The 17,185-nt window shown below is 38.5% G+C and carries 12 protein-coding genes and 1 pseudogene; 3 read left to right on the plus strand and 10 right to left on the minus strand.

What is annotated here, in order from left to right:
- Window positions 1-546: 546 nt before the first annotated feature.
- The 5 genes from ESP02_RS10570 to ESP02_RS10590 all read right to left on the minus strand — a co-directional run bounded on the left by ESP02_RS10570 (window position 547) and on the right by ESP02_RS10590 (window position 5,325).
- The gene (locus tag ESP02_RS10570) at window positions 547-2,052 is read right to left on the minus strand and encodes a HAMP domain-containing histidine kinase (RefSeq protein ID WP_146926048.1); all 1,506 of its coding nucleotides are present in this window, start codon (window positions 2,050-2,052) and stop codon (window positions 547-549) included.
- Window positions 2,049-2,735 (minus strand): response regulator transcription factor, encoded by a 687-nt coding sequence (locus ESP02_RS10575; protein WP_038398815.1) that lies wholly within the window; start codon window positions 2,733-2,735, stop codon window positions 2,049-2,051. The genes ESP02_RS10570 and ESP02_RS10575 overlap by 4 nt, the downstream gene beginning before the upstream one ends.
- Window positions 2,736-2,926: 191 nt before the next feature.
- Window positions 2,927-4,348, minus strand: coding sequence for an NADP-dependent phosphogluconate dehydrogenase (gene gndA / locus ESP02_RS10580; protein ID WP_002373464.1), 1,422 nt, complete (start codon window positions 4,346-4,348; stop codon window positions 2,927-2,929).
- 170 nt (window positions 4,349-4,518) lie between these two features.
- Window positions 4,519-4,698 carry a 50S ribosomal protein L32 gene (rpmF, locus tag ESP02_RS10585; protein ID WP_002290970.1) on the minus strand — a complete coding sequence of 60 codons (180 nt, stop codon included), beginning with the start codon at window positions 4,696-4,698 and terminating at the stop codon, window positions 4,519-4,521.
- Window positions 4,699-4,755: 57 nt separating this feature from the next.
- Window positions 4,756-5,325: a DUF177 domain-containing protein gene (locus tag ESP02_RS10590; protein WP_002290967.1), complete on the minus strand. Its 570-nt coding sequence runs from the start codon at window positions 5,323-5,325 to the stop codon at window positions 4,756-4,758.
- Window positions 5,326-5,510: 185 nt separating this feature from the next.
- On the opposite strand from ESP02_RS10590, the gene ESP02_RS10595 reads away from it, so the two are divergent.
- Window positions 5,511-6,413 (plus strand): LysR substrate-binding domain-containing protein, encoded by a 903-nt coding sequence (locus ESP02_RS10595; protein ID WP_002373466.1) that lies wholly within the window; start codon window positions 5,511-5,513, stop codon window positions 6,411-6,413.
- A 34-nt stretch (window positions 6,414-6,447) separates the two neighbouring features.
- On the opposite strand, the gene pyk is transcribed toward ESP02_RS10595, so the two are convergent.
- From pyk to dnaE, 3 genes are all read right to left on the minus strand, one after another.
- Window positions 6,448-8,229: a pyruvate kinase gene (gene pyk / locus ESP02_RS10600; protein ID WP_038398814.1), complete on the minus strand. Its 1,782-nt coding sequence runs from the start codon at window positions 8,227-8,229 to the stop codon at window positions 6,448-6,450.
- A gap of 73 nt (window positions 8,230-8,302) precedes the next feature.
- On the minus strand, window positions 8,303-9,265 hold the full coding sequence (gene pfkA / locus ESP02_RS10605) for a 6-phosphofructokinase (protein ID WP_002310395.1): 963 nt from the start codon (window positions 9,263-9,265) through the stop codon (window positions 8,303-8,305).
- 167 nt (window positions 9,266-9,432) lie between these two features.
- On the minus strand, window positions 9,433-12,744 hold the full coding sequence (gene dnaE, locus ESP02_RS10610; protein WP_002373468.1) for a DNA polymerase III subunit alpha: 3,312 nt from the start codon (window positions 12,742-12,744) through the stop codon (window positions 9,433-9,435).
- A gap of 229 nt (window positions 12,745-12,973) precedes the next feature.
- Here dnaE and ESP02_RS10615 point away from each other — a divergent pair, with 229 nt between their 5' ends.
- Window positions 12,974-13,159: a YjzD family protein gene (locus ESP02_RS10615; RefSeq protein ID WP_002290959.1), complete on the plus strand. Its 186-nt coding sequence runs from the start codon at window positions 12,974-12,976 to the stop codon at window positions 13,157-13,159.
- Between the two features lie 60 nt (window positions 13,160-13,219).
- Here ESP02_RS10615 and ESP02_RS10620 read toward each other — a convergent pair whose 3' ends face one another.
- Window positions 13,220-14,416: a multidrug efflux MFS transporter gene (locus ESP02_RS10620; protein WP_002290958.1), complete on the minus strand. Its 1,197-nt coding sequence runs from the start codon at window positions 14,414-14,416 to the stop codon at window positions 13,220-13,222.
- A gap of 157 nt (window positions 14,417-14,573) precedes the next feature.
- Window positions 14,574-16,010: an NCS2 family permease gene (locus ESP02_RS10625; protein WP_002310391.1), complete on the minus strand. Its 1,437-nt coding sequence runs from the start codon at window positions 16,008-16,010 to the stop codon at window positions 14,574-14,576.
- Between the two features lie 291 nt (window positions 16,011-16,301).
- On the opposite strand from ESP02_RS10625, the pseudogene ESP02_RS10630 reads away from it, so the two are divergent.
- A pseudogene (locus tag ESP02_RS10630) lies at window positions 16,302-17,114 on the plus strand (Cof-type HAD-IIB family hydrolase).
- The last annotated feature ends 71 nt before the right edge of the window (window positions 17,115-17,185 follow it).

Here is a 17,185-nt window from a genome sequence, read left to right on the forward strand (position 1 = left end):
AATCTTTTTGTTTCAACAACTCTTTAATCTTATCAGATTCAGAAGAGAATGTCAACAACTTCTTTGTTTATTTTTTCTAAATGTCTTTATCGCTCATTAGCAGAGACTTGATTATCATACCATCTCGATCGTTATTTGTCAATAACTTTTTTGAAGTTTTTTTCGATAAAATCAAGCTTTATAAGCTTTCTCATCTAAGCGACTTCGTTATTATAACATGATATCAAAAGTGCGTCAACACTATTTTTTATAATTTTTAGCGACACCTTAAAGGAATCATTTAGAACAAATAATAATATAGCAATCTCTTTATAAAATTGCAATAGAAAATTTCCTATTTTTCTTCATTATTTTTAAAGACGAATATTAAAGTGTTTTTATTGTTTTTTGTTCACTTAAAAGCTATTTACGATTAATCAACGAATGTTATTCAATTTTATTGTTCGCTAGATTTCTTTATAATGACCATCCTAAATTTCTTATCTGCTTGTATTTGGCTTCTTCTTTCTTAATGGATAATATAAAAAAACAAGCAAAGCACATGCTTTACTTGTCTTCTGTTTTTGCGATAGGAATAAAAATTCTAAAGATAGTCCCTTGCCCAACTACGCTTTCTGCTAAGATACGACCTTTGTAGTTTTCAACCAATTGTTTTGCGATAGACAATCCCAGACCATTTCCGCCCTTCGTTCTAGCCCTCGCTTTATCCACACGATAAAAACGATTGAAGATCTTATTAAGGTCTTCTTTGGGTATTCCTTCACCAAAGTCCTGAATAGCAATCTCAAATTCATTCAGAGCAGAAGAAATAGAGATATGGACTTCTTTTCGTGTAGTTGAATATTTTACTGCGTTATCCAATATGATAATGATTAATTGCTCAAAGTGATTACGATAAATTTGCAGGGTCACTTCTTTTGTCAAATCATCATCTAAAGTAATCACATAGTCTGGGTATAATATCTTGAAATTATTATAAACTTGATAGGTGACTTCTTTTCCTTTAGTTGTTTCATTTGCATAATGGACATCTACTTGTTCTGCTCTTGATAAGTCTAGCATCTCTTGAACTAAGCTTTTCATGCGGCTGATTTCTTGCATGCTGGCGCTTAACGATTCTTCCAATATCTCAGGATCATCTTTCCCCCAACGATTTAGCAAACTAAGATGCCCTTCAATGATTGCTACAGGAGTTCTTAACTCATGAGAGACGTCTTCCACGAACTGCTCTTGTTGTTCGATATACAAACGCATGCGGTCAAGCATCTCATTGAATATTTCAGCTAAATCTGCCAATTCATCATTCGTGTCGATTTCAGGCATGTGGATATCTGATTGCGGATCTTTACGTATAGTATCCATTGTATCTCTGAGTACCTTTAGTGGTTTCAATAAGTAAGAAGATAAAAAGAAACCTAAAATACTACTTAAAATCAAAGAAACGACTTCTAAAACAATAAGAGTCAATAATAGCTTATTTCGGATATCATAGAAAGAAGATAATTCATAGAAGCTTTGCGCATAACCGATCTTTTCTCTTGTACCTTTAGAATATATAGGCTGTATAGATAAAAAGCCAGTTTTCCCTTCTAGTGTAACAATCGTTGGCACTTTACGTGTTGTTTGGATCAAGTTTCGACTGTTTTCGTGAGTTTTGAAAATCAAGTTCTCATCTAAATCATACACATAAAGATCCATCGAAGGCTGCCCTAGCTCAGCTATAAAGGAATCAATCTTCATTAAATTTCCTTCGACCAGTGAAGTATGATCTATGACCTCATCTCCGTCATTTGTTGCTTTCGTCAGATTACGATACGTATTCACTAATGTCAGTTCTTCATCCGAGTTAGCCAAACGAGAGGCTACTTCTGAAATCGTACGTTCTACATTGTTTCTTTCTTTTGCAACAATCAGGTTGATAGATGATTTATAGGTAATGACCGCAAAAATTGTAAATACGACGAATATGAAGAAAGAACTCGCAAAGGCCCACTTGATTGTCAAGGAGGGCCCTTTCAGTTCTCTTTTTTCCGATTTTTTCGGCTTTATCACGAGCGCATCACATAACCTGTTCCGCGGACAGTTTGGATATAGCTTTCCTCCCCTGGAACGTCAATTTTATTGCGAAGATAACGAATATATACATCCACTAAGTTTGTTTCAACTTCCGTTTCGTATCCCCATACTTTATTTAGTAAAACATCACGTGCTAATACCACGTTCACGTTTTCCATTAAAGTAAGTAGCAATTCGTATTCTCTTTTTGTTAGTTCAATTACTTCGTTTCCGCGACGTACGACACGGTTTTCTTTTTCGATAGTCAAATCACGATAAGTAATAGTGGTTTGTTTTGCCACATTTTTGTCACCTTCAATGTCGATTCGACGCAACAATGCCCGAAGACGCGCTAATAGTTCTTCGATAGCAAATGGTTTGACGATGTAGTCATCTGCTCCATGGTCAAGTCCTGATACACGATCGATTACAGAATCTCTTGCAGTCATCATAATGATTGGTGTATTTTTGACTTGGCGTACGCGTCTGCAGACTTCTAAACCGTTCAATTCTGGAAGCATCAGGTCCAATAATATGGCATCCCACTCATTATTTAATGCCGCATCTAAACCAGTACGACCGTTGTAATGGACTTCTGTGTTATACCCTTCATGCTTCAACTCTAGCTCGACAAATCGAGCTAAGTTCTTTTCATCTTCAATGATTAGAATATTACTCATTTATTATTTTATCCTTTCTATCTACTGGCTTTTTAAAAACTCTATCATTATACCGATAATCTGCTTAAAAATCTATAGTCATTTTATCATGAATAGCAGTTTTAAAAAAGAGCTGAAGTCTACTCATAACAATTGACTTCAGCTCTTTCGTCCTCTTTTTATTTTCTCATTTTCTAACAGCCGAAAGACTATTATTCTTCATGGTACCATGAGTAATGGAAGATTCCTTCTTTGTCGACACGTTCATATGTGTGTGCGCCAAAGTAATCGCGTTGGGCTTGGATTATATTTGCAGGCAGACGTTCTGCTCTGTATGAATCGAAGTAAGCGATGGCTGATGAGAAAGTTGGTACAGGTACGCCAGCTTGGACAGCCAAGGCAACGACGTCTCGGACTGATTGCTGATATTTTTTCGTGATTTCAACGAAATAATCATCTAGCAATAAATTTTCTATCTCAGGATTTTTGTCATAAGCATCCGTGATTTTTTGCAAGAATCGAGCTCGGATGATACATCCAGCACGCCAGATTTTTGCGATTTCGCCAAATGGCAAATCCCAATCAAATTCTTTTGAAGCGACACGTAATTGAGCAAATCCTTGGGCATAACTCATGATTTTACTGAAATACAACGCTTCTCGGATTTTTTCGACCAATTCTTTTTTGTCTCCTGTGAACTCAAAATCGTTCGTACGAGACAAAATTTTACTTGCTTGTACGCGTTCTTCTTTATAAGCAGAAATGTAACGGGCAAATACAGATTCAGTAATCAATGGAAGTGGCACGCCTAAGTCAAGCGCACTTTGGCTTGTCCATTTACCTGTTCCTTTATTTCCAGCTGCATCAAGGATCACATCTACGACTGGTTTACCTGTACCTTCATCGTCTTTTCGAGTCAGAATGTCAGCTGTGATTTCGATCAGGTAGCTGTCTAATTCGCCTTGATTCCATTCTTTAAAGATATCAGCCATTTCTTCTACTGAAAGGTCTAAAATATTCTTCATCAAGTCATAAGATTCAGCAATCAGTTGCATATCTCCATACTCAATACCGTTGTGTACCATTTTCACATAGTGTCCGGCTCCATTTGGGCCAATATAGGTGACACATGGTGCTCCGTCTTCTGCTTTTGCAGAAATTTGCTCTAAGATTGGTGCAACTAGCTCATACGCTTCTTTTTGTCCACCAGGCATGATTGAAGGTCCTTTTAAAGCTCCTTCTTCACCACCGGAAACGCCTGTACCGATAAAGTTAATACCAGAGTTGGCTAATTCTTCATTACGACGCATCGTATCTTTAAAGAATGTATTTCCTCCGTCAATCAGAATATCGCCTTTATCAAGGTGAGGAAGCAACTCTTGGATTGTTGCATCTGTTGCCGGTCCTGCTTTGACCATCAGAAGAATCCGACGTGGTTTTTCGATTGATTGTACAAATTCTTCGATTGTGTACGTTGCTTTGAAATTTTTATCTGGGTGTTCTTCTACTACAGCGGTTGTTTTAGCCCCTGTACGGTTGAATAAGGCCACTGAATAGCCGCGGCTTTCTATATTCAAGGCTAGATTTTTACCCATAACGGCCATACCGACAACGCCGATTTGTTGTTTTGACATATGAACTCCTCCTACATACGGGATTTCTCCCTAATCTCTTACATTATAGCTTAACACGGCTACATTGCAAACTAAAGAACAACATATTTTTTATTTACCGCTTATAAAAAAAATAAACCTCAAGGCTCCATGGTTAGCCTTGAGGTTTTACATTTTCTAATTAAAATGTATTAAGCTTCTTTTGACATTACGTCCTTACCATCATAGTAACCACAATTTGCACATACGTGATGGCTTTTTTTCATTTCACCACAGTTTGGACATTCGTTTAATCCTTTGATTGTCAACTTGTAGTGTGTACGACGTTTTGCTTTTTTAGCTTTTGATGTTCTTCTAGCTGGTACTGCCATTTTGCTACACCTCCTTGTAAAGTCTTGCACCTATAATAGATACAATATATTCCAATCTTACTTGTTATCGTCGTTTTTTGATTCAGAATCAAAAAGTTCAGATAGTTTTGCAAGACGAGGATCAATTTTATTCTCGGCTTCTTCCATTTTTCTGCGTTGGTATTCTTCTTCGGAAACAACTTCCCAATCATTGCCTTTTGGAAGTTCTGTTGCTGCTTCCTCTTCTTTTGTCAATACCCGCATCGGAATCGCCAATAAGATGTTGTCTTCAATTGACTCTGCTAAATTCAATAACGGACCTTCAATCAGCAAAATCTCATCTGCAGACATTTGCTCATCTCTGCTTTGGAATTGTTCTTCTGTCATGAATACTTCGTCTACAGAAAAATCCATCGGCAGTTCAACAGGTTCTAGCGAACGTGTTGAAGGAACTGTCAAAGTCGTCTGCACAGTGTAATGAACGATATAGCCTTTCTTATCAACTGAGACCAAACCTTCGACTTCCACTGGCGCAACATCAAGTATTAAATTGTCTCGCTTCATGAGAGCGGCTTTCAAGTCGAGCGTCTCATGAAAAGTTAACGGTGTCTCCTGGTATTTTCTCAATTCCAATAAAGACCATTTCATTTTTCATCACTCCTAAGCAACAAAAGCAATTATACAGGGCAAAAACCATGTTGTCAATGAAATTTTCTTGACACCTTGCAGTTCATAAAAAAACAGAAATATCTTTAACAGAAAGCCTCTGTTTGCTATCATCTTCAGAATCATTTACAATAATCATTATTCTATCAAAGGAGCGGATGATCTTTATGAACACGAAAGATATTGAATACTATGTCCAAATCGTCAAACAAAAAAACTTTACGAAAGTGGCTAATTATTTCCGTGTGAGCCAACCTACTATTACATATGCATTACAACGTCTTGAAAAAGAGTTTGACGCCATACTTATCACAAGAGATCGTTCGCATCACGAATTAATCGTCACACCTTCTGGAAAGCAGCTGTTTCTCCATGCACAAACTATTCTCCAAGAGATTTCTACTGCAAGGGCTGAAATCACTCAGTTACAAAAGAAAAAGCTGCGTTTTGGCATGCCGCCTATTATCGGCAATGAGTACTTTCCAAAACTGTCAGGTTACTTTATCAAGCATGAATTGATGAATCAGATTGAAATCACCGATGGAGGCTCTCGGGACTTATATGGAATGATCCGTCAAGGGAGGATCGATTTAGCCGTATTAGGCTCAACACAGCCAATCGTAGATCAATATTTAGAAACAGAATTACTTTTGGATAAACGTTTCATGATCGTCGTTCCGCCTACTCACCCTCTTGCCCAGCAGAAGGCGGTCTCTTTCAAAGATATATCAGATGAACAGTTTGTGTTATTGAACGAACATTATGTCCACCCAGCAGCATTCACTAAACTTTCTAAACAAACACATACTCAACCAAAAGTTGTTTATCAAAGCAATGATTTGACGATTTTAAAGAGTATGATCCGTGAAAATGTTGGTATCGGTTTTTTGGCAGAGATTGCTGTCCATCCTGAAGATCATTTAGTTTGCCTCCCACTTTCAGACGAAGTTCAGCCTCGCTTCTTGATTTCATTGGCAAAACGAACACAACAGCTTGTCACACCGCTTCAAGAACAAGTAGTCCAAGTCATCCATGAATTCGTTACAGCACAAAAAAACAGCTCTTCGTAAATGAAGAGCTGTTTTTATTTTGTATTAAGCTAAATTAGATAGCTGTTGTTTCGCCACGGTAAACGATGCCGCGACGTGAATCAACAGTAATCAATTCGCCATCAGTAATTGTTGTTGCGCCTTTAGCACCAACAATTACAGGAATATCTTGTGCAATTCCTACAACTGCAGCGTGAGAAGTCAATCCGCCTTCTTCAACGATAACAGCAGCTGCTTTTTCGATTGCAGGCATGTATTCTTTGTCAGTTGATGGTACAACTAGAACCATTCCGTCTTTTGCTTTTTTTACAGCTTCTTCAGCAGATGAAGCAATAACCGCATTTGCAACGACAGATTTTTGTCCAACGCCTTGAGCTTCTAATAATTTAGAACCAATCATTTGAATTTTCATCACGTTAGTTGTTCCGCGTTCGCCAACTGGTACACCAGCAGTGATCAAGATTAAATCGCCTTCTGATGCGAAACCTAATTCAACAGCTTTTTTAGCTGCTAGTTCAAACATTTCATCAGTTGTTGATGGTTTTTCAGCAACTGTTGGGTAAACACCCCAGTTTAACATCAAACCGCGTTTTGTGCGTTCGTCAAAAGTAACAGCCAAGATATCTGCATCTGGGCGATATTTTGAAATCATTTTTGCAGTGTAGCCTGATTCAGTTGCAGCAACGATTGTTTTGACGCCTAGATTTTTTGCAGCACGAGCCACAGATAAACCGATTGTTTCAGTTACATCTGTTTTATCGAATTCGTTCAATTGGAATGTACCTAATTCTGATAATGCATTTTCAGCTTCTTGGTCGATACGTGCCATTGTTGAAACAGCTTCAACTGGGTAGTCTCCGTTTGCAGATTCACCAGATAACATTGTTGCATCTGTTCCGTCAAATACAGCATTGGCAACGTCAGAAGCTTCCGCACGTGTTGGACGTGGGTTTTCTTGCATTGATTCTAACATTTGTGTAGCAGTGATAACTGGGATACCAGCAGCGTTACATTTTTTGATGATACGTTTTTGAACCATTGGTACTAGTTCAGCTGGGATTTCCACACCCATATCTCCACGGGCAATCATAACACCGTCAGAAACTTTGATGATTTCGTCAATGTTGTCGATACCTTCTTGAGATTCGATTTTAGGGAAGATTTGAACATGAGTCATGTCTTTTTCTTCTAAAATTTCGCGAATATCTAGAACGTCTTGTGCTTTACGTACAAAACTTGCAGCGATAAAGTCGATATCGTTGTCTAAACCAAAACGAATATCGTCAGCATCTTTTGGAGTAATACCTGGCAAACTGATAGAAACGCCTGGTGCATTTACCCCTTTACGTGATCCTAGCATACCTGCATTTTTAACTTCTACGACTAATTCACGGTTTGCTTCGTCTTTTTCAATGATTTCCATGTCGATCAAGCCATCATCGAATAAAACGTGTCCGCCTACGTGAACATCGTCAAATAATCCTGGGTAAGTAACCGCGATTTTTTCTTTTGAACCTACATGTTCAGGATCCATAGAGATGCGTGTTTGATCTCCTACTTCAAATTTGATGTATCCTGCACGACCAAAATCAGCTTCTGTTGTGCCTTGAACAGTTGTACGGATTTCAGCTCCTTTTGTATCTAAAAGAATACCGACATCTTTTCCTGTCTTTTTAACTGCTTCACGGACCATAGTCATACGTGATAATTGTTCTTCATGGTCACCATGAGAAAAGTTAAAGCGGAAGACATTTGCCCCAGATTCAATCAATTGAGAAATAATTTCTACTGAGTTACTTGCTGGTCCTAATGTACTAACGATTTTGGTTTTTTTCATTTAAAAAACTCTCCCATTCAATTTTGTTTATTTAAAGCTGTACACAGCTTAAATAGCTTGGTTTCTTTCACTCTTAAAATGAAAGTGAATTATTTAGATCATATAATGATAAGTCTGGTTTATGCTTGTTGTTTTCTAGTGTATCAATGATGTCAGCTGCAACGATTTCGTTGTCATGGATACCGACACATAATCCACCTTTTCCTTCTTGAAGCAATTCGACAGCGTAAGCACCGAATTTACTTGCTAAGACGCGGTCGCGTGCGCTTGGTGCTCCACCACGGACAACGTGTCCCAAGATAGATACACGTGTATGATAGTCGCCAAATTCTGAAAGTTTTTCAGCGAATTCATTTCCGCCCATTACACCTTCAGCCAAGATGATCAAGCAATGTTTCTTCCCACGATCACGGCCTTCTTGGATTTTTTTAGCAACTGAAGCCATATCAAAATCATGTTCTGGGATGATGATTTCATCTGCTCCGCCAGCTACACCTGACCATAAAGCGATGTCACCTGCATTGCGTCCCATTACTTCGATAACGAATGTACGAACATGAGAAGTCGCAGTGTCACGAATACGGTCAATTGATTCTAGCACTGTATTGATTGCTGTATCAAAACCGATCGTGAAGTCAGTACCAGGAATATCATTATCGATTGTTCCAGGAATACCTACTGCTGGGAATCCACGTTTTGTCAAAGCCATTGCGCCATGATAAGAACCGTCTCCTCCGATAACCACTAGACCTTCGATCCCGAATTTTTTCAATTGTTCGATTCCTTTTAATTGACCTTCTTCAGTTGCAAATTCTGGATAACGTGCAGAATACAAGAATGTACCACCACGTTGGATCTTGTCACCTACATCTGCCACATCAAGACGACGAATATCTCCAGCAACTAAACCGGCAAACCCATAATTGATCCCGTATACTTCCAGTCCTTCGTAAATACCTTTACGAACAACGGCACGAACAGCTGCATTCATTCCAGGTGCGTCTCCGCCACTGGTCAAAATTCCGATGCGTTTCATAATAAACATTCACCTCATTAAAATACTTTATCCTAAGTATAACTTAGGTTTACAACCATTTTTGCGTTAACCACGACTAACATTCTAACATTATTTTTCTCGCTTGTCTTGATTTACGGATAAAAAAATGAAAAAAAATGAAAGCAAGTAGTATTTTTTACCGTAAGTTATTTGAAAACCACATTATCTTCGCCAAGTAGAGAAACAAGTTGCCCCTTTATACTCTTGCTGTCATCCACCCAATAAGCATCTGACAGAACAACTTTTCGTTGTGTTTTTTCGTGGTACATAATTACTGGAATATATCCTGGGTGTTTCTGAAAAATCCCTTGTAATTGTTTCATTATCTCAGGGTCTTCCCGTTCTTCTGTAATACGCAAATAGCACGTTTGTGAAGGATACTGTGTTTCTAACTGACGAGGATCAGCAAAGCTTTCTCCAATCAATTGTAGTTCCTGGTTATATTTGCTGATTTCGCTACGCCCTTGAACAAAGATCACTTGATCAACTGCAAACAGGTTACGATATTTTCGATAAAGAGTTGGAAAAACCGTGACAGAAATTTCTCCGCTACTATCGGTTCCTTCCACGAAGGCCATCAGTTCGCCTTTTTTTGTCCGAATCTCTCTAACTTCCTTTATCATCAATAGTAAATTGACTGGTTGATTAGGAACGATATCTGTAATCAGCTGAACCTGTTTAGCTAAACGAAGCCGGTCAAACCCTTCTGCAGGATGCCCTGACAAATAAACACCTAAGTATTCCTCTTCCAGCTTCAGTCGTTCTTCTAGTGTATAGTCAGCAACTTCTTCTTCTTTTAATGCCATGATTCCTAGCAAATCTAGACTGCCACCACTGTAAACGATATTTTGGATTTTCCCTTCGAGATCAAGCATCAATTGTTTCCTGTTAGGAGATAATTCATCAAAAACGCCTACTGCTGTCAGTGATTGCAGTAACTCTAATTTCAGCCACCGCTTATCGATCCGTATGAGGAATTGATCTACTGACTTGAACGGGCCATTTTGTTTTCTTTCATTCAATACATCTTCTACAAAATCACGTCGGATGCCTTTTATCGCTGTCAGCCCGAATCTGATTTCTTCCTTATTGACCAACTCAAAACTATAATTGCTTTGATTGATGGATGGTGAAGAAAGTTTGAGTTTATTTTTACGTGCTTCTGCAATATATTCTTTCAATTTCGTTGTGTTATGCCGAACAGAATTCATTAGACTAGTGAAGAAAGCCCCTGGATGATGAGCCTTTAGATATGCCATTTGGAATCCCACGAAGGAATAAGCAAATGCATGCGACCGATTGAATCCATAGTTTGCAAATTTTTCAATATATTCATATACAGTCACTGCTGTTTTTTCCGAATATCCTTGTTGTAATGCTCCTGATACAAAATGCGACTTTTCTTCATCTAATACGTCTTTTTTCTTTTTACTAACTGCCCGCCTCAAAATATCTGACTGTCCTAATGTAAATCCAGCCATAGTCGAGGCGATCTGCATGATTTGTTCCTGATAGACAATCACCCCGTATGTGTTTTTCAAAATCGGGATCAGTGAATCATCGGGGTAGCGAATGGCTTCTTTTCCTTTTTTTCTGGCAATGAAGGTGTCGATATTTTGCATAGGACCTGGACGATACAACGCATTGACTGCGGCAATATCTTCGATGTTTTCTGGTCCTAATCTTCGTAAAACGTTTCGAATACCAGCAGATTCAAATTGAAATACTCCTGAAGTTTCGCCTCGTTGAAACAAGAGTAGCGTTTTTGCATCATTTAATGGAATCTCTTTTAATCGGATTTCCTGCCCTTCTACTCGCTTAACAGCCTTTAAAGTAAAATCAATAATCGATAAATTGCGTAGTCCTAGAAAGTCCATTTTCAAAAGACCGATGGCTTCTACCTCATTCATCGTATATTGGGTCAGAAAAGCTTCATCAGAACCGCGTTGGAGCGGTACTAATTCAAGTAGATTTCTATCGCTGATAACTACCCCTGCTGCGTGAGTCGAAACGTGTCTTGGCAATCCTTCTAAAATCACTGCGGTTTTGAATAAAAGTTGGTTTTTTTCGCTTGCCTGAACTAATTCTACTAGTTGACGCGATGTTTTGTAGGCTTGGGTCAATGTGATTTTCAGCTGGTTTGGTATTGCTTTTGACCAGCGGTTTGCTTCACTTTGTGACAGACCAAACACTCTAGCCGCATCTCTAAGAACCATTTTTGCAGCCATTGTACCAAATGTCGCGATTTGCGCCATGTGATATTGTCCATACTTTTCTCGAACATAATTCAATACTTCCTCACGTCGGTTGTCAGGAATATCCAAATCAATATCCGGCATCGTAAAACGTTCAGGATTTAAAAATCGTTCGAATAGCAAGTCATACTCTAATGGATCCACATCTGTGATTTCTAACACATAGGCTACTAATGAACCAGCAGCAGAACCACGGCCTGCACCGGTAACGATTTTATTTCTATGAGCAAAAGCCATTACATCCCATACGATCAGGAAATAATCATCGAATCCCATTTGATGGATGACAGATAACTCATAGTCCAAACGTTCTCGGTACTCCTTTGTATAATCAACGATCCGATGTTCCACTTGCGAGTAGCATAGCTCTCTTAAATATTCTCCAGCTTGTTTTCCTTGAGGGACGGGATAATGCGGGAGTAATTTCTGATGAAACTGAAATTCAAATGAAATCGATTCGGCCAAGCGCTGAGCACCTATTACAGCTTGTGAAAGACCTGCTTCTTCGAATCGTTTGATCATTTCTTGTTCTGAAAGCAGGTAACCATTTGCTGGTGGTAAAGGTGCAGATAAGCTTTCTAAAGGCATCTGACTTCCCTCTTTGATATGCTTCATCACTTCAAGCGCAAAAAGGTCTTCTTGCTGTAAACTAGCGATTGGATGCAATGCACAAAGCGGATAATTTTCTTTTGTCACATACTGATACCATTCAGGCAATTGATCAGGCGTGTTTTCTGACAATCCGATATAAAAATCTTTAGTAAAAACATTTTCAAGCAAAAACTGCCAATGACTGAAAAAATGTTCCTCTTTATTGAAAGCCTCAGAAACAGAATGATTTGCCGGAACGACAAACACTAGATGGTCGGTTTCTATCATATCATCAAGTGCCATTTTTTCTTGGATCATTTTTCGACTGGAAAGTTTCATCAGCTGCTGATAACCTGTCTCATCTTTTGCGTACGCAAGCAAACCATAATTTTTTTCTTCATAAGTATAACTAAGATGTAATCCAATGATTGGCTGTATTCCTTCTTCTACACAAATACGATAAAATTCAGGTGCACCGTATAAGACATCTTTATCCGTTATGGCTAATGAAGTGTAGCCTTGTTTTTTTGCTTCTTGTACATATTCTCGAATACGGATCGTACTTTGTAAAAGAGAATAAGAAGTAATTGTATAAAGTTGTGGGAAAAACATCTTGCATTCCGCCTTTTTTTTCGTTAAAATTCACTAGCGTTAAAAGGTCTGATCCTTTTACTTTCATTAAATAACAAGTGCTGAAGTTCATTGTTCTACTTCATTTGCTTGCTTCTAGTCTGTAGGAATGAGTTCTTTCACAAGAACTCGAATTTTATTGAGATTTAGTCTCGTTTCTTTACATTCAAAGAAAATCTGGTAAAATTAAGATAGAAAAGAGGTGTTCTTTATGCGATATATCGTTACATTATTCTGGGCTGTCGTTCTAGGTCAAGTAGTCGGTTATATTGGTGCTGCATTAACAAGCGGAACATATGATTTTACTTTGACAACAATCATTTCATTAATTGCGGGTGTCATTATCCTTTTGATTGGTGCAGTTGCGCCAAGAAAAGAAACCTCTGCCCATTCGTAAAAAACCAGCCAAGAGCTTGAGATATCTCAAGCTCTTTTTTATTTCCAATTATCACCACTATTATAATCTACTGCGAAGAACTTTACGAAAATTGAATAGAGAAAGAAGAATATTTGACAGGACGAATAAACTTGTCACAATAAAAACAGCACTGTAATTATAAGCATGCGCAACTGTCGACCCCAGCATGGGTCCTAGAACCTGTCCAAAGTTACTGAACATCTGATTATAGCTATAGATTCGGCTGACCCCTTCTTGTGGCGTGATCTTACTGATCAGTGTATTGACAGAAGGCATCAGAGCACCAGTTGAAAAGCCTAAAATAAAACGAAGTATACCTAATTGGAGTGGTGTCGTGACAAACGCCATGGGCAAATAACAGCAAAATGATAAGATGAGTCCTCCAATTAAAACTTTTTGATTCCCAATCTTATCCCCTAGTTTTCCTAGTTTTGGTGAAGAAAAGACTGCGGAAACACCAGCTATCGAAACAATCAAGCCGCTGACAAACAGGATATTTTCTGTACTTCCGCTCAATTCACGAATATATAAGGTCAAAATAGGGCTGATCGTAGTGATCCCTATCTGTAAAATCAAGGTCGTGATGAAGAGACCAATCAAAATAGAGAGATGATCCATTTTTGAAAAAATTTCTTTGGTGCTTATCAGATCTTTTTTCTCGATTGGATGGAAATCTTCTTTGACTAAGAAGATGGTCAGCACCGTTGTGATCATCAACAAAGCCCCTGTGATCAAGAATACATTTTCCATACCAAACCACTGAGCCAATGCACCGCCCATTGAAGGTCCGATCAGATTCCCCGCAATCGCTCCGGTGGATAATGTTCCTAATGCCCATCCGCTCTTTTCTCTAGGCGCTTGTGAAGCAATCATTGCTGTTGCATTTGGAATATACCCAGACAAAATCCCGTTCCAAAAACGCATGATCAAAAGCCAATACGCGTTCGGCACAAAAGCTAAAGAACCCATCGTCAACGTCATCCCAGCTGCTGCACGGATCATCATGAGTTTTCGGCCTTTTCGATCAGCTAGATTTCCCCAGATTGGTGCAACCACGGCAGATGCAAAAGCAGTAACAGAGATTGCTAATCCCGAAAACAATTCGATTTGATCTTTTGGTGTTCCTAGTTGCTCAACATAAACTGGTATGAATGGCATAACTAAACTAATACTTGCACCAGTGAAAAAACAGCCAATCCACGCAATCACTAAATTTTTTCTCCAATTAATCTCCATCTATCATCCCTCTTTCGTCTCTTTTATCATACCTATTTTCGAATAAACAAGCAACGATAAGAGAAAAATCCCGCAAAGATCATTTTATATGTAACGTTCTTTTTATGTAAAACAAAAAGAGACCAGAACAAATGCTGTTCCAATCCCTTCTCTTTATTTAAATCGTTGCTAGAATGATGAAGTTGATGATGAATAAAATATCAACAATCCACAAAGCAACAGAAACTTCATTGAATTTTCCTTTGATTACTTTGACAATTGTATAGAAAATAAATCCTGCTGCAATCCCATAGGAAATGCTATAGCACAATCCCATAAAGATTGATGCAAAGAAGGCTGGTAAAGCTTCTTCCATATCTAGCCATTTGATGTCTGCAAAAGAAGCCATCATCATTACTCCGACCAAAATCAGTGCTGGCGCAGTTGCTTGATTTGGTACAATGGCGATCAGCGGGGAGAACAGACTACTTAATGCGAATAGCACTGCCACTACTACTGAAGTCAAACCAGTACGTCCACCGGCTCCGATTCCAGCTGCAGATTCGACATAAGTTGTTGTATTTGATGTACCAAAGATAGCACCTACGGAAGTAGCGATTGCATCGGCAAATAGCGCTTTATCCATTTTTGTTTTGAACCCGCGACCATCTTCCAATGCGATCTCGTCCTCTTTTGAGAAAATACCTGTGCGGCGTCCTGTACCGATAAATGTTCCGATCGTATCAAATGTATCAGATAAACTGAATGCGATGATCGTCATCAATACTTGAGGGATCTTGGAAGAATCACTGAATAAAGATTGCATTCCTTCAGAACCAAATGCTGCACCGAACGTTGTTCCTAATTCTTTAAATGAATTGCCTAACGAATTCGTTTGCCAATCAATGGAACTTAAATCAACAACACCCATAAAAATCCCAAGGACTGTGGTCGCTACGATACCGATAAGAATAGCACCACGGACATTTTTTACAACTAAAATGGCTGTCAGTACCAGACCAATCACGGCTAACAAGATAGGTGCGTTGTCAAAGTTGGCTAACGCGGGAACGATTCCGCCATTTATCGTAACATTTGTTGCTTTTCCACCTTCAACGACAGAACTCGAAATAGCAGATTGGTCTGCTGAAAAAGATAAGAATCCTGCATTTTTGATCCCGACATACGCAACGAAAATACCGATCCCGCCACCAATCGCATGTTGAAGACTTTCAGGAATCGCCCGAATGATCATCTTTCGGATGTTTGTAACAGTAATAAAAATATTGATTAATCCGCAAATAAAAACCATTGCCAAAGCTTGTTGCCAAGAATAGCCAAGCCCGAAAACGACCGTAAAAGTGAAAAATGCGTTCAATCCCATACCAGGTGCCTGAGCATATGGTACATTCGCGAACAATCCCATGACTAGCGTACCAATGATTGATGCAATGATTGTGGCTAGAAATACTGCTTGGAACGGCATACCTGATGCTGATAAAATCGTCGGATTTACGAATAAGATATAACTCATGGCAAAGAATGTCGTTACTCCCGCCATTATTTCAGTTGATACATTTGTATTGTTTTTCTTTAAACCGAAAAACTTTTCCATAAAAAGTTCCACTCCCTGAATTTTTTTCTGATGGAAAACTATAATAATAAAAAATATGCAAATACGGCAAATCCATCGAACAATTTCAAATTATATAGACGTTTCATTCGTTTTTCAACGTTTTTTTAACAAAAAAACCGAAAACAATACTTAATGTTCGTTTTTAGATCGTATTCATACATTTACATAGCCATAACTGTATTTTTTGTTAGGAATAACTGATTGCTCTTGTTAATTACCTAAAATATGCTAGACTAAAACAAATGCTAGTTGAGGAAGGAAGGACCTTTATTGAATAAAAAATTAATTGCCATCGATCTGGACGGAACGACCCTCAATCAAGATTCGATGATTACCTCTAAAACAAAAGAAACCCTGAAAAAAGCAATCAATGCTGGTCATCATGTCAGTATCGCTACTGGACGCCCATTTCGAATGAGCCATCAATTTTACCAACAATTAGAGTTAACAACACCGATGGTTAATTTTAACGGCGCATTGGTGCATATCCCTAATCAACATTGGGATGGCGAAAGAGAAACGTTGATTAATCGTGAAATTGCTTTTGAAATCTTATCGCAAAAAAAACAGTTGAATCTAGACTTTATCGCTGCTGAAAATCGGGATACTTTTTTTATCGACAGCTTTGACTTCTTTGATGAAAAAATTTTTGCTTCTTCACGTCCTGGAGAAAAAAACTTGCTTTCTCCTAAAAATCTAACGACAAATCCTACATCTTTGCTTGTCCGAACAGACAAGCGTTTTGCAGAAGCTGTATCTGCTGAATTAACACGTCAATTTGGCAGTTATGTGGATGTTCGTACATGGGGCGGTCCCACGGCGATCTTAGAGATTGTTTCAAAAGGAATCCAAAAAGCAAAAGGTGTGCAAGAGATTGCTAACTACTTATCTATCGATCAACAAGACGTGATTGCTTTTGGTGATGAGCATAACGATTTGGAACTGCTGGATTATGCAGGCTAGGGAGTGGCTATGGCTAATGGTACTGATCAGCTCAAAGGCATCGCAAATGATGTCACTCCTTTGAGTAATCAAGAAGACGGTTTAGCTGTTTACCTGGAAAAATTACTTAAACTACAATAGAGAATTAGATTCCACAAAAAAAAGGTTGTGACAATTTTTGTCACAACCTTTTTTGCCGAGTAAACGGTGCT

The organism is Enterococcus sp. NBRC 3427, from assembly GCF_007996925.1.
GTDB classification, from domain to species: Bacteria; Bacillota; Bacilli; order Lactobacillales; family Enterococcaceae; genus Enterococcus_B; species Enterococcus_B lactis.

Coding starts and splice junctions, on each gene's coding strand:
- ESP02_RS10575 (WP_038398815.1), bottom strand. CDS start 2,735: ATGAGTAATATTCTAATCATTGAAGATGAAAAGAACTTAGCTCGATTT.
- gndA (WP_002373464.1), bottom strand. CDS start 4,348: ATGTCAAAACAACAAATCGGCGTTGTCGGTATGGCCGTTATGGGTAAA.
- rpmF (WP_002290970.1), bottom strand. CDS start 4,698: ATGGCAGTACCAGCTAGAAGAACATCAAAAGCTAAAAAAGCAAAACGT.
- ESP02_RS10590 (WP_002290967.1), bottom strand. CDS start 5,325: ATGAAATGGTCTTTATTGGAATTGAGAAAATACCAGGAGACACCGTTA.
- ESP02_RS10595 (WP_002373466.1), top strand. CDS start 5,511: ATGAACACGAAAGATATTGAATACTATGTCCAAATCGTCAAACAAAAA.
- pyk (WP_038398814.1), bottom strand. CDS start 8,229: ATGAAAAAAACCAAAATCGTTAGTACATTAGGACCAGCAAGTAACTCA.
- pfkA (WP_002310395.1), bottom strand. CDS start 9,265: ATGAAACGCATCGGAATTTTGACCAGTGGCGGAGACGCACCTGGAATG.
- dnaE (WP_002373468.1), bottom strand. CDS start 12,744: ATGTTTTTCCCACAACTTTATACAATTACTTCTTATTCTCTTTTACAA.
- ESP02_RS10615 (WP_002290959.1), top strand. CDS start 12,974: ATGCGATATATCGTTACATTATTCTGGGCTGTCGTTCTAGGTCAAGTA.
- ESP02_RS10620 (WP_002290958.1), bottom strand. CDS start 14,416: ATGGAGATTAATTGGAGAAAAAATTTAGTGATTGCGTGGATTGGCTGT.
- ESP02_RS10625 (WP_002310391.1), bottom strand. CDS start 16,010: ATGGAAAAGTTTTTCGGTTTAAAGAAAAACAATACAAATGTATCAACT.